Consider the following 12,552-nt stretch of genomic DNA (forward strand, 5'->3'; position numbering starts at 1 on the left):
GTGATGCGCGTCACATCTGCTGGGAGTCCCGGCTGTCCGGTCGGTATGCGGCTCCACCGCACCGGCCGGGGACGGCCCGGAGCCTGACGCGCGAGAGCCGCCGCGCTAGACCTCCCCGTATGCCTCCCCGCCCCGCTCGAACTCCGCGGTCCCGGCGGTGACATCGGCCAGCCATGCCCGGAAGGCGTCAACCTCCGCATCGGGCAGCCCGATCTCCATGCGCACCCGGTCCCCATAGGTGACCTCGCGCACCGTGCGGCCGGCCGCCCGCAGTTCGTTCTCCAGCTTTCCGGCCCGCTGGTGGTCGATGACGACCGTGCCCAGCCGGTAGCGGCGGCGGGTCACCGTGCCCAGCGCGTCCAGCGCCTCGCCGACCGCCCCGCCATAGGCGCGGATCAGCCCGCCCGCGCCGAGTTTGATCCCGCCGAAGTAGCGGGTGACCACGGCGACCACATAGCGCATCTCCCGGCGCAACAGCATCTGCAGCATGGGCACCCCAGCGGTGCCGCCCGGCTCACCGTCGTCACTGGCCTTCTGTACGGAGCCGTCGGCGCCCAGGACATAGGCGAAGCAGTGGTGCCGGGCGGTGGGGTGTTCTTTGCGGACGCGGGCGATGAAGGACTGGGCCTCCTCCTCGGTCGCGGCGGGCGCCAGCGCGCAGATGAAGCGCGACTTGTTGATCTCGATCTCATGCACGCCCTGGCGCGCGACCGTGCGGTATTCGTCCTGCATTCCGCAAGCCTAATTGCTCGGCGCCAGCCCTTTGAGTGAGTAGGGGCGGGCTGGGGAATGGTCCGGCGGGCGCGGCCGTTGAGCGGGCATGTACGCGGAACCGGGGATCATCCGGAAGATCATCGAGGAGGCCGGGGACACCTGGGCGGTGGTGGGCCTGTCGGCCAATGAGCGCCGCCCCGCCTTCGGAGTCGCCCGCACCCTCCAGCGGTACGGCAAGCGGATCGTGCCGGTCCACCCCAGGGCGGAGACGGTGCATGGCGAGCGGGGTTATGCCTCACTGGCCGAGGTGCCCTTCCCCGTCGATGTGGTGGACGTCTTTGTCCGCTCGGAGCTGGCGGGGGCGGTCGCCGGCCAGGCGGTGTCCATCGGCGCCAAGGCGGTCTGGTTCCAGCTGGGCGTAATCGACGAGGACGCCTATGAACGGGTGCGGGCGGCTGGGCTGTTGATGGTGATGGACCGGTGCCCGGCAATCGAGATACCCCGGCTGAGCCCGGGGGCCCCGCGCCCGGCGGGCGGGGGGCGTTAACGTCTGCCCATGATCACCACACGTCCGGCCCGGCCGGATGGCGGCCTGTGCGGTGGGGCGCCTGGAGCAACGGCTCCCGGCGCCCGGCCATCCCACCGGCCGGTTCGGCTTTGTCTTCAACGTCTGTACGGACACCCGCTATCGGGGCCGGGGCTACGCCCGTGCCACCACCGAGGCCCTGCTGGAGTGGTTCGCCGCCCAGGGCGTCACCCGGGTCGATCTCCATGCGACCGAGGAGGCGGAGGGGCTCTACCGGGCCCTGGGGTTCGCCGAGCACTCGCTGGCGCTGTCGCTGGACGTCTCCCGGTGAGCCGCCGGTGCCGCCGTCAAGGGTTTCAGCGGGCCGGGGGCACCGACACCGCCATGGTCATCCGTACCGTCCGGTCACCCTCATTGCGGTAGACATGCGGGACGTTCGCCTCGAAGCTCGCCGCCGAGCCGGCGGGCACCCGGTGGCTCTCCCCGTCCACCACCAGGGTCAGTTCGCCCTCGGTGACCCGGATCAGCTCCATGGTGCCGGAGGGGTGGGGGTCGGAGGCGCTCTGGTCCCCCGGCTCGATCCGCCAGTCCCATAGCTCCAGCGGCCCCTGGGAGTCGGCGCCGACCAGCAGCGAGGTATGGCTGCCCGCCTCGGTGGACCACATGCGCACCGCCTGCTCCTGGGGCACCACCCGCACCCTGGCTCCCTGCTCATAGTCCAGCAGGGTGGTGATGCTGACGCCCAGGGCGTCGGCGAGCTTTACGGTGGTGCCCACGCTGGGATTGGTGCGGGCCTGCTCAATCTGGATGATCATGCCCCGGCTGACCCCGGACCGCGCCGCAAGGGCATCCAGGGTGAAGTGCCGCTCGCTCCGCCAATGCTTGAGATTGCGGGCAAGCGACTGGGTGAGCTGATCAAGATCGGTCACTTTAAGTCCAATATATTCAATGAGGTGGTCGAGCTCATTGCACTACAGTGTGGTGCGCTCCAGCATTCACCACACTGTACTGCGAGGTTCACCGCATGACACCGCTCTACGCCCTGACCACCAGCCTGTTGTGGGGGCTGGCCGACTTCGGCGGCGGACTGCTCACCCGGCGCATGCCCGCCCTGACCGTGGTGCTGGTCTCCCAGCTGCTGGCGGTGGCGGCGCTGGGCACCATCGTCGTGACCACCGGCGCCTGGACCGAGGCCGGGCCGCAACTGTGGTTCGCCGCGGCGGCCGGTGTGGTGGGCCCGGCCGCCATGCTCTGCTTCTACCGGGCCCTGGCCCTGGGGCCGATGGGAGTGGTGGCGCCGGTGGGCGCCCTGGGCGGGGTGGCGGTCCCGGTGGGGCTGGGCCTGGCATGGGGCGAGCGGCCGGGCCTGCTCCAGGTCGCCGGGATCGCGGTGGCGGTGGCCGGAGTGGTGCTGGCCAGCGGACCGGGGATGAGCGGCGCGCCCGTCCAGCGCGAAGCCCTGACCCTCACCCTGGTCGCGGCCTTCGGCTTCGGCACCGTGATGGCCCTGATCGCGGAGGCCTCGCACTCCCTCCCCGGGCTGTTCCTGGCCCTGCTGGTGCAGCGGCTGTGCAATGTGCTGGTGGGCGGCACCGCGCTGTACGCCTCCGTCCGGCGCGGCAGCCCCGCGCTGCCCGGGGGCGGCTGGTCCGACATCCGTGCCGCGCTGCCCGCGCTGGCCTTTGTGGGGCTGGCGGATGTGGCCGCCAATGGCACCTACAACCTGGCCGCCAACAGCGGACCGGTGACCGTCGCCGCCGTGCTGGCCTCGCTCTATCCGGTGGTCACGGCGCTGGCCGCACGCGGACTGCTCAGTGAGCGGCTGCGCCTGGTCCAGGCATCCGGCGCCGGGCTCGCCCTGGTCGGCTCGGTGCTGCTGGCCACCGGCTGACCGGCCGGGGTCAGCCGGAGGCCGAGGGGGCGCGCAGCGGCGGTACCCAGCCCTCGGCCGCGTCCCAGCGCCGTACCACCTTGGCCGGGACCCCGGCCACGACCGCGTGGTCGGGGACCTCGCCGCGTACCACCGCCCCGGCCGCGACCACCACATTGCGGCCCAGCCGGGCGCCGGGAAGGATCACCGATCCGGCGCCCAGCCAGCTGCCGGAGCCTATGGTCACCGGGGCACTGCGCGGCCACTGCCGGCCGATGGGCTGGCCGGGGTCGTCATAGGAGTGGTTGTCGCTGGTCACATAGACATAGGGGCCGCAGAAGACATCGTCGCCGAAGGTCACCGGTTCCAGGGAGGCGATCACATGGCTGCCCCGGCCCAGCACCACGCCATTGCCCAGCCGCAGCACCGTCTCCGGCCCCAGGTCGGCCCCCGGCATCAGGCCCGCGGTCAGGGTGACCTGTTCGCCGATGATGCAGCACTCGCCCAGTTCGATCCAGGGCTCGCCGAAGACGGTGCCCACCGGGAAGGCCAGCCGGGTACCGGCGCCGATACGGCGGAACCGGTACGGCCCCGGCCGCTCGGCGGTCACCGCACCGGCCTCCCGTACCCAGCGCCAGCCCCGGTGGACGGCGCGCGAGACGGTCCGGCGGCGCCAGGCCAGCAGCGCCGAAGCGGCGTGGGACGAGAACGTGTTTCGATTCTTCGGCACGCGCTCACCGTACTCAGCCCCCGTCGGCGGGTCCCGGCCGGTCCCCTGTGATCTTCGACCCATGGGGCGGCGGGCCGGCCCTCCGGTCCCTTACGGTGCCCGGGAGAGGGAGGAGAGCACAGTGGACGGCAAGGCGTTGACCGCGGGTGTGGGCGGTGGCCAACCGCGCCTGGACCCCGGGGCATTCACCGCACCGACCTCGGTGGTGCTGGGCGAGGTGACCCTGGCGGCGGGGGCCAGTGTCTGGTATCAGGCGGTGCTGAGGGCCGACGGCGGACCGATCGTCATCGGCGCGGACAGCAATATCCAGGACAACTGCACCGTCCATGTGGACCCCGGCTTCCCGGTGACCGTCGGTGAGCGGGTGACGGTGGGCCACAACGCGGTGCTGCACGGGTGCACGGTCGAGGACGAGGTACTGGTAGGCATGGGGGCCACGGTGCTCAACGGGGCCCGGATCGGGGCCGGTTCGCTGATCGCGGCCCAGGCCCTGGTCCCCCAGGGCATGCAGGTGCCACCCGGCTCACTGGTGGCGGGGGTACCGGCCAAGGTCCGCCGGGAACTGACCACCGAGGAGCGCGAGCACATCAAGGCCAATGCCGCGGCCTATGTCCGGCTGGCGCGGGCCCATCGCGAGGCGCTGGGCTGAACCCCCGTTCCGGATTACCGGGTTGACAGCCCCCCACCCCCCTCATACGCTGTACAGCGCCCCTGTTGCCGTCGATCGGAGAAGGACGTTGCTCGTCTGAGGTCTTGAGACACCGCGCCGTGCAGTATTCGACACTGCCCGCGTTCTTGTGTGCGACCTCGACGCTTCAGCCGTCCTCCCGCCGGTACGGGGCTTTGCTGTTTCCGCAGCCCCTTTCCCACCGGCTCACCGGCCCCTTGGCCATGGTCGCCCCGCGGTGTCCCACCACGTTGCCCACAGCCCCTGCTCAGCAACTCCATGAGGCCCGCATGTCCATTTCCCCTTCCTTCATCACCTGCAACTCCCTTTCCTATGCCTGGCCGGACGGCACCAACGTCTTCGACGGCCTCCAACTCTCCTTCGGCCCCGGCCGGTCCGGGCTGGTGGGCGTCAACGGGTCAGGAAAATCAACCCTGGTGCGGCTGATAACCGGCCGGCTCACCCCGACCGGCGGAAACTTCCGGGTCTCCGGCGAGATCGGCTGGCTGCCGCAGAACGCCACCCTGGACACCACCCTCCGGGTGGACCAGGCCCTGGGTATCGCCGGCGCCCGCGCCGCGCTGCACGCCATCGAGGCGGGCGACGCGAGCGAGGAACACTTCACGGCCATCGGTGAGGACTGGGATGTCGAGGAACGCGCCCTGGCCGCCCTGGACCAGCTCGGTCTGGGCCATATCGGACTGGACCGCACCACGGGCGAGCTGTCCGGCGGTGAGACGGTCCTGCTGCGGCTGGCCGCGCTGCTGCTGCGCCGGCCGGACATCCTGCTGCTGGACGAACCCACCAACAACCTGGATCTGCATGCCCGTAGGCGCCTCTACTCGGCCGTCGAGGCATGGTCCGGGGTGATGGTGGTGGTCAGCCATGACCCCGAACTCCTGGAGCGGGTGGACCAGATCGCCGATCTGCGCGCCGGCGAGGTCACCTGGTACGGCGGCGGCTTCTCCGCCTACCGGGAGGCGCTGGCCGCCGAACAGGAGACGGCCGAACGCCTGGTCCGCGTCGCCGAGGCCGATCTGCGCAAGCAGAAGCGCGAACTGGCCGAGGCCCAGGTCAAGTTGGCCCGCCGCAAGCGGTACGGCCAGAAGATGTGGGACAGCAAACGCGAGCCCAAGGTGGTCATGGGTGAGCGCAAACGGCAGGCCCAGGTCTCGGCGGGCAAGCACCGCATCATGCACGAGGAGAAACTGGCCGAGGCCAGGGAACGGCTGGACGAGGCGGTGGAGGCGGTCCGTGAGGACGACAAGATCCGGGTCGATCTGCCGCACACCGAGGTGCCCCCGGGCCGCTCGGTGCTCACCCTGCGCGAGCTGCGGCTGAGTTATGGGGCCGAGGTGCGGGGCGAATGGGAACTGCGCGGGCCCGAGCGGATCGCCCTGGTCGGCCGCAATGGCTCGGGCAAGACCACGCTGCTGCGCACCATCGCCGGTGAACTGCCCGCGCTCTCCGGGACGGTGGACGCCCATGTCCCGCTGCGGTTTCTGCCCCAGCGGCTGGACGTCCTGGACGAGGAGCTGACCATCGCCGAGAATGTGGCGGCCTTCGCGCCCGGCAGCACCGACAACGAGATCCGGGCCCGGCTGGCCCGCTTCCTGTTCCGGGGCGCACGGGCCGGTCAGCGCACCGCGACCCTCTCCGGCGGCGAGCGTTTCCGGGCCACCCTGGCCGCCCTGATGCTCGCCGAGCCCGCCCCGCAGCTGCTGATGCTGGACGAGCCCACCAACAACCTGGACCTGGCCAGCGTCCACCGGCTGACCAGCGCGCTGGCGTCCTACCGGGGCGCCCTGCTGGTGGCCAGCCATGACCTGCCCTTTCTGCGGTCCATCGGGATCACCCGCTGGCTGCTGATGGACGGGGTGCTCCGGGAATCCAGCGCGGAGGAGGTGACCACGCGGTAGCGGTGGACGCCCGGTGGAACGCGAGCGGGGCCCGCCGGCAGTGCCGGCGGGCCCCGGATCCGCGTTCTGGCGCCCTACTCGCCCACGGTGGCGGGGGCCGACTCCGCCTCCTGCCGCTCGCCGCTCCGGGCCGCGGCCTTTTTGGCCTTGATCCGCATCATCACAAAGGAGCCCACCCCGAACAGCGCGGCGGCGGCCAGACCGAAGTAGGAGATCTGGCCCATCCACTTCTCGGCCGCCTTGCCCACGGTGTAGACCAGCGCGACCGTTCCGCCGGCCCAGCAGATGCCGCCGAGCACATTGGCGATCAGGAACTTCCAGTACGGCATCTTCAGCACACCGGCCAGCGGCCCGGCGAAGATCCGCAGCAGGGCGATAAAGCGGCCGACGAAGACGGCCCACATGCCCCACTTGGTGAAGGACCGCTCGGCGGTGGCCACATGGTGCGGCCCGAAGTGCTTGGGGAACTTACGGCCCAGCCAGGCCAGCAGCGGCTTGCCGCCCTTGCGGCCGATCAGATAGCCGATGGAGTCACCGATGATCGCTCCGGCCACCGCGCAGGCGCCCAGCACATAGGGGTTGATGTGGTCCTGGGAGGCCGCCATCAGCGTGGCACTGACCAGGACGATCTCACCGGGAAGCGGGATGCCCAGGCTCTCCAGGCCGATGACCCCGCCCACCATCAGGTAGACGGCGACCGCCGGCACCGTTTCGAGCCAATGCTGGATGTGCAACGCCGGTTCCTCCCCGGATGACGACCTGTTTCCCGGCGCGCGCCGATGCGGGCGCACCCCGGGAAGCGTACTTGAGTACAGAGACTCGGGTTCCGGGCCTTTGGTTGAGCGAGGCCGGGGAAGCGGGCATTTCGCCACTTTTCCACTACTCAGCGCACACAAACGGTCGCCCTGAGCGCGCTGCCGGCGATATTTACCGGCCACCCGGCCTGTGATGTCGCGGTAGCGCACAGATACGGTTTGGGCCATGGATCTTTCCGGAACGAGCGCTACGGACGTAAACACCGGGCCGGAGGCGGCGATCAAGGCCGCCGCCCGTCAACTGCTGGTGAAACTGGGCGCCGGAAGGCTGTCCCTGGATGCCGTCGCCGAGGGCGGCGGCTTTGCCGCCGGCGAGGTGGCGGCGGTCTTCCCGCATCGGGACGATCTGCTGACCGCGCTGGTCATCGACGCCTACAACGACTCCGGTGCCGCCATGGAGCGGGCGGACCAGGAGGCCCGGGAGGCGGGCGCCCCGGCGGGTGCCCGGCTGCTCGCGGTGAGCCGGGCCCTGCGGCAGTGGTCCTTTGCCAACCCCGGTGAGTTCACGCTGATTTACGGCTCGCCGGTCCCCGGCTACCACGCCCCGCAGGACACCGTCCCGGCCGCCTCGCGCACCCCCGCCGTGCTGGCCGGGATCATCCGCTCGGCGCTGGAGGCCGGTGAACTCACCCCGCCCCGGCGGGCGTTGCCCGGCCCCCCGCTGCTGCTGCCGGAGGCGGTGGAGCTCTTCGGCGGCCTGCCCGAGGCCCCGTTCGCGGACCTTGTCGAGCGCGGCATCGTGCTGTGGAGCAATCTGATCGGGCTCCTGGTCTTCCAGGTCTTCAGCCGCACCCATGACAGCGTCCGGGACGAGTCCGCGTTCTTCGACTACGCCATCGCCGTGGCGGCCGAGAGCACCGGACTCGCGGTTCCCTTGGGCGAGCACACCGACTAGACCATCCGCCCGCGTGCGCGGCACCGGCGGGGAATCAGGCCGTGAACACCACCAGAACCCTCTGTTTTGTCATTGCGGCGCAGCTCGCCCAGCACATCGGCAGCGCCGGGCAGCGCAGGGATGCGCCCCCGGCCGTGGCAGGACCCCATGCTCGACCGGATGGAACACACCCTTTTTCAGCGTGAGTTCCAGCCGGTCAGCCGGGTGCTGTCCGTGGCGTCCAGGGCGAGGTGCTCGATTCCGGGCTCCGGGTCACGGCCGGATTTGGTGATAACCCGTACGGAATTGCCCTTTTCAGCCGGCAGCCGGGCGGTGGCCGCCCCGGCGGGCCCGGCTCCTATAACGACATAAAGACTCACCCGCGCACAGCAGCGCGGGTGTTCGCGGCCCGAACGCCCCGGTCACGGGCGCCGGGCCGGTAAAGATCCGTCGAAGTGAGCACATACCCGGCTCCCATGCTGCCGCAGGCCGGGACCGGTCAGAAGTGAACGGTCCGCCGGGGCCCGGGGTGTGCAATGCTCAGGGGCGTGACGAGCGAGTCTGTGCGCGACGAGGACCCCGCCACACTGCCTGCTGTGGTCGCACTGGCCCGGGTAGTGGCCAAGCTGCGGTCCGACAATGAGCGGCTGGAGCAGTTGGCATCCACCACCGCCGTACTGGAACGTGCCAAGGGCGTATTGATGGCCCGTTCCGGCTGCTCGGCCCCGGAGGCCCAGGAGGAGCTGACCCGGCGTGCGGCGGCCGGAGGACGCACGCTCACGGAGGAGTCGTGGATAGTCCTCGGTGAGATCCGGCCGCGCCCGGCCGTACCCGCCGCCCGGGGCGGCGAGCGCTCCCCCGGCGCGTCCGGCCCCGGTCCTCGTCCCCGGCACACCGGCGGCGACGCCCCGCGGCCGCCGGAGAGCACGGCACTGGGGGCGCTGGGCGAGGCCCTGGCCGGCGTCACCGATTCGCATGATGTGGCCCGGCGGCTGCTGGACCAGCTGGCCGCCGATCCGGTGCTGGCCGACGCCGTGATGCTCTACACCCGTACCGGTGACGGTGCCCTGGAGCTGGCCGGGCACGCCGGCGTCGGGGCCACCGTGGCGGCCCAGTGGCGGCATGTGCCGCCGGTCAGCGGGATCGCCGCCCTGGATGTGATCCGGCGCGGCGAGGCGGTGTGGCTGGAGGACGCCGAACGCGACGCGGACCGCTACCACCTGATCGGGGAGCCCGTCTGCCGGTGGCCCACCCGCGCCTGGCTCCCGGTGGTCACCGGTGGCAAGGTCACCGCGGCCCTGGGCGTACTGCGCACCGTGGACGCCCCCTTTGCCCCGGCCGCCCGCGAACTGCTGCGGGGGACGGCCAGGTTGTGCGCGGGCAGCCTGAGCGTGACCGGCACCGGCGGCGGACGGCCCGCCGACCGCACGGCGGAGCAGGTCCAGGCCGTCTTCGACGCCCTCCCCGGGCCGGCCGTCCTGCTCACCCCGCTGCGCTCGGCGGCCGGCCAGGTCGAGGACTTCCGGATCGACGCTGCCGCCCCCGCCTCGGTGGACGTCGCCGGCCGGCGCGGCCACCGGCTGGTGGGGATGCGTCTGCTGGAGTCCTATCCGACCATGGCCGGTTCCCCGGTCTGGCAGGGCTATCTGGAGACCCTGGACACCGGCGCCGTCTACCGGACCGGGCCCTTCCTCTACCAGGCGGTGGAGGCCGGGGTCCGGCAGCACTCCGCCTACACCCTGCGGGCCGCCAGGCTGGGCGACCGGCTGGTGGTCACCTGGTCCTGCCAGGATGAGGCCGCCCGCCAGCGGGAACTGCTCTCCGAGCTCCAGCGGGTGGGCAACCTCGGCTGGGCGGACTGGAACCTGGTGGCCGACACCGTCACCTGGTCACCCCAGGTGTACGACATCCTCGACCGGGACCGGGCACTGGGCCCGATGTCACTGGACGAACTGCCGGGCCGGGTGCTGCCCGAGGACCTGCCGGGCTTCACCCGGGCGCTGCGGGAGCTTCTCGGCGGGGGCACCGGGCTGGACCATCAGTTCCGGATCCGTACGGGCACCGGTGTGCGGCATCTGCGGATGGTCGCCGAGGCGGTGCCGGACGCCGATGGCGCCCCGGTGGAGGTGCATGCCTTCGTCCAGGATCTCACCGCCCGGCGCCGTGCCGAGCTGGCCCTGACCGAGACCCAGCGGGCGGTGCTGGCCCAGCGCAATGTGCTGGAGGCCGAACGCACCGTCGCCGCCCGCCTCCAGCACGCGCTGCTGCCGCTGCCCGGGCAGTCGCTGAACCTGGCGGGCCTGCGGGTGGAGGTGGCCTATCTGCCCTCCCATGACGACCTCAATGTGGGCGGCGACTGGTACAGCGCGGTGGAAATGCCCGATGGCAGCGTGCTGTTCGCGGTCGGCGACGTCGCCGGGCACGGCATCGACGCGGTGGCCACCATGGCGCAGCTGCGCTTCACCGCCAAGGGCATGGTCTTCACCGGCTCCTCGCTGACCGGAGCGCTCCAGCGGCTCAACACCCTGCTGCTGCACACCCATGACGGGCACCACACCACCGCCACCATGGTGCTCGGCCGCTACGACCCCACGCGCCGCTGCCTGACCTGGGCCCAGGCCGGCCATCCGCCACCGCTGCTGGTCCGCCAGGGCAAGGCGGAATTCCTCACCCCGCCCGACGGCATCCTGCTGGGTGCCACACCACAGCCGCACCATGCCGAGGCCGAGTGCCTGCTCGAGCCCGGCGACCATCTGCTGCTCTACACGGACGGACTGATCGAACGCCCCCGTGAGCACCTGGACGAGGGCTTCGGCCGCTTCGCCGAGGCGGCCCGGCGCGAGCTGGGCGAGGCGGGCAAGGGTTCGCTCCAGCCGTTGCTGGACCGGTTGCTGTCGGGTCAACAGCGCGATGACATCTGCCTGTTGGATGTGCATCTGCCGGGCGCCTGACAGCGGCGAACCGTGCGACCGGCAGCCGGGGCCCCACGGTGGGGCGGGGCCCCGCGCCCCTACCGGGCCGGGTGGAGCCGCACCGAGAACACCGTGCGGCCCGGCCGGCTTTCGGCGGTCGCCCGGCCGCCGTGGGCCGTGGTCACCGCCGAGACGATGGCCAGACCCAGTCCGGTGCTGCCGGTGCGCCGGGAGCGCTGGTGGTCGGCGCGGGTGAAGCGCTGGAAGACCTCCGGCAGCAGCTCCGCCGGGATGCCCGGACCGTCATCCGTCACGGTCAGCTCGACGGCTCCGTCCGGCGCGGGCGCCAGCCGCAACTCCACCTGGGTACCGGCAGGCGTATGCACCCTCGCGTTGGCCAGCAGGTTGGCGATCACCTGGTGCAGCCGGTGCTCGTCTCCCGGCACCAGCACCGGTTCCTCCGGCAGGTCCAGCAGCCAGCGGTGACCGGGGGCGGCCGCCCGGGCGTCGTCCATGGCGTCCAGCGCCAGCCGGGTCAGGTCCACCGGCTCGCGGGCCAGCGGCCGTCCCGCGTCCAGCCGGGCCAGCAGCAGCAGGTCGTCCACCAGGCCGCTCATCCGCCGGGACTCGGACTGGATACGCTCCAGGGCGTGCCGCACCTCCTCCGGCACCGGCTCCGGGTGGCGCAGTGCCAGCTCCGCATGGGCCCGTACGGTGGCCACCGGGGTACGCAGCTCATGGCTGGCGTCGGCGGCGAATCTGCGCAGCCGCTCCTCGCCGGCCTGCCGGCGGCTCAGCGCGTCCCCGACATGTCCCAGCATCCGGTTGAGCGCCGCGCCGACCCGGCCCACCTCGGTCCGCGGGTCGGTGTCCGGCACCGGGTCCGGCATCTCCACCTCGCCGCTGGCCAGCGGCAGCCGGGTGACCTCGTCGGCGGTGGCCGCCACCCGGTGCAGCGGCCGCAGCGCCAGCCGCACCCAGACCGCCCCGGCCAGTCCGGTCACCGTCAGTGCGGTGCCGAAGACGGCCGCCTCCACCAGTTCCAGGCGGTGCACCGTCTCCTCCACCCGGTGCAGCGGCAGCCCGGTCACCAGGACATCGCCGTCGTCGCCGGGGACCGCCGTCAGCCGGTAGCGGCCCAGTGCGGAGATCCGCACACTGTGCCCCCGCCCGTCCGCCGGGAGGGCGGCCAGCGTGCCGAGGTCCTGGCCGGTCAGCGGCACGGCGGCGTCGCTCTGCTGCCGTACCACCGCGGCCTGGGTGGTCTCGCCGTGCTTCAGACGCGCCCCGAAGGTGCCGTCCGCCTGCCCCCTGGTGTCGGGCCGGTTGTCGGCGTCCGGGCGCTCGTCATGCTCCAGGCTGGCCGCGAACTTCCCATGGGACGCGGCCAGTTGCTGGTCGAGCCGGCCGACCAGGAAGGTCCGCAGGGCCAGCGCGGTGGTCACCCCCACGGCCAGGCAGACCAGGGCGAGCAGGGCCACCAGCCCAGCGGTCAGCCGGCCGCGCAGGGTGCGCGGCGGCATCC

General features: G+C 72.0%; 11 protein-coding genes and 2 pseudogenes. 7 read left to right on the plus strand and 6 right to left on the minus strand.

Annotation, left to right across the window (positions count from 1 at the left end; all coding sequences use genetic code 11):
• Positions 1-105 precede the first annotated feature (105 nt).
• Positions 106-732: a YigZ family protein gene (locus tag CV755_RS03620; protein WP_109278635.1), complete on the minus strand. Its 627-nt coding sequence runs from the start codon at positions 730-732 to the stop codon at positions 106-108.
• An 88-nt stretch (positions 733-820) separates the two neighbouring features.
• Between CV755_RS03620 and CV755_RS03625 the strand changes: the two genes are divergently transcribed.
• Both CV755_RS03625 and CV755_RS03630 read left to right on the plus strand, forming a co-directional pair.
• Positions 821-1,261 (plus strand): CoA-binding protein, encoded by a 441-nt coding sequence (locus CV755_RS03625; RefSeq protein ID WP_109278636.1) that lies wholly within the window; start codon positions 821-823, stop codon positions 1,259-1,261.
• Between the two features lie 37 nt (positions 1,262-1,298).
• Positions 1,299-1,571 (plus strand): annotated as a pseudogene (locus CV755_RS03630) (GNAT family N-acetyltransferase); the annotation flags it as partial.
• A gap of 25 nt (positions 1,572-1,596) precedes the next feature.
• On the opposite strand, the gene CV755_RS03635 reads toward CV755_RS03630, so the two are convergent.
• Complete coding sequence (locus CV755_RS03635; RefSeq protein ID WP_109278638.1) at positions 1,597-2,169, minus strand: helix-turn-helix domain-containing protein; 573 nt, start codon at positions 2,167-2,169, stop codon at positions 1,597-1,599.
• Positions 2,170-2,264: 95 nt separating this feature from the next.
• Here CV755_RS03635 and CV755_RS03640 point away from each other — a divergent pair, with 95 nt between their 5' ends.
• Positions 2,265-3,131 carry a DMT family transporter gene (locus CV755_RS03640; RefSeq protein WP_109278639.1) on the plus strand — a complete coding sequence of 289 codons (867 nt, stop codon included), beginning with the start codon at positions 2,265-2,267 and terminating at the stop codon, positions 3,129-3,131.
• 10 nt (positions 3,132-3,141) lie between these two features.
• On the opposite strand, the gene CV755_RS03645 is transcribed toward CV755_RS03640, so the two are convergent.
• A complete protein-coding gene (locus CV755_RS03645) occupies positions 3,142-3,840 on the minus strand; it encodes an acyltransferase (protein ID WP_241560951.1) in 699 nt (232 codons plus the stop codon).
• A 121-nt stretch (positions 3,841-3,961) separates the two neighbouring features.
• Between CV755_RS03645 and CV755_RS03650 the strand changes: the two genes are divergently transcribed.
• Together CV755_RS03650 and CV755_RS03655 are read left to right on the plus strand one after the other, a co-directional pair.
• Positions 3,962-4,489: a gamma carbonic anhydrase family protein gene (locus tag CV755_RS03650; protein WP_241560952.1), complete on the plus strand. Its 528-nt coding sequence runs from the start codon at positions 3,962-3,964 to the stop codon at positions 4,487-4,489.
• Between the two features lie 308 nt (positions 4,490-4,797).
• A complete protein-coding gene (locus tag CV755_RS03655; protein WP_109278642.1) occupies positions 4,798-6,426 on the plus strand; it encodes an ABC-F family ATP-binding cassette domain-containing protein in 1,629 nt (542 codons plus the stop codon).
• Between the two features lie 74 nt (positions 6,427-6,500).
• Here the strand turns inward: CV755_RS03655 and CV755_RS03660 are convergent, their stop codons facing one another.
• On the minus strand, positions 6,501-7,160 hold the full coding sequence (locus CV755_RS03660; RefSeq protein ID WP_109278643.1) for a DedA family protein: 660 nt from the start codon (positions 7,158-7,160) through the stop codon (positions 6,501-6,503).
• A gap of 247 nt (positions 7,161-7,407) precedes the next feature.
• Here CV755_RS03660 and CV755_RS03665 point away from each other — a divergent pair, with 247 nt between their 5' ends.
• Positions 7,408-8,136, plus strand: coding sequence for a TetR/AcrR family transcriptional regulator (locus tag CV755_RS03665; RefSeq protein ID WP_109278644.1), 729 nt, complete (start codon positions 7,408-7,410; stop codon positions 8,134-8,136).
• A gap of 194 nt (positions 8,137-8,330) precedes the next feature.
• Here CV755_RS03665 and CV755_RS35775 read toward each other — a convergent pair.
• Positions 8,331-8,495: pseudogene (locus CV755_RS35775) on the minus strand (NAD-dependent epimerase/dehydratase family protein); the annotation flags it as partial.
• A gap of 168 nt (positions 8,496-8,663) precedes the next feature.
• On the opposite strand from CV755_RS35775, the gene CV755_RS03675 reads away from it, so the two are divergent.
• On the plus strand, positions 8,664-11,066 hold the full coding sequence (locus CV755_RS03675; protein WP_241560953.1) for a SpoIIE family protein phosphatase: 2,403 nt from the start codon (positions 8,664-8,666) through the stop codon (positions 11,064-11,066).
• Between the two features lie 59 nt (positions 11,067-11,125).
• Here the strand turns inward: CV755_RS03675 and CV755_RS03680 are convergent, their stop codons facing one another.
• On the minus strand, positions 11,126-12,550 hold the full coding sequence (locus tag CV755_RS03680; RefSeq protein WP_109278722.1) for a sensor histidine kinase: 1,425 nt from the start codon (positions 12,548-12,550) through the stop codon (positions 11,126-11,128).
• Positions 12,551-12,552: the final 2 nt, after the last annotated feature.

The sequence above is a fragment of the Streptomyces orinoci genome, assembly GCF_003121295.1.
Lineage (GTDB): Bacteria > Actinomycetota > Actinomycetes > Streptomycetales > Streptomycetaceae > Streptomyces > Streptomyces orinoci.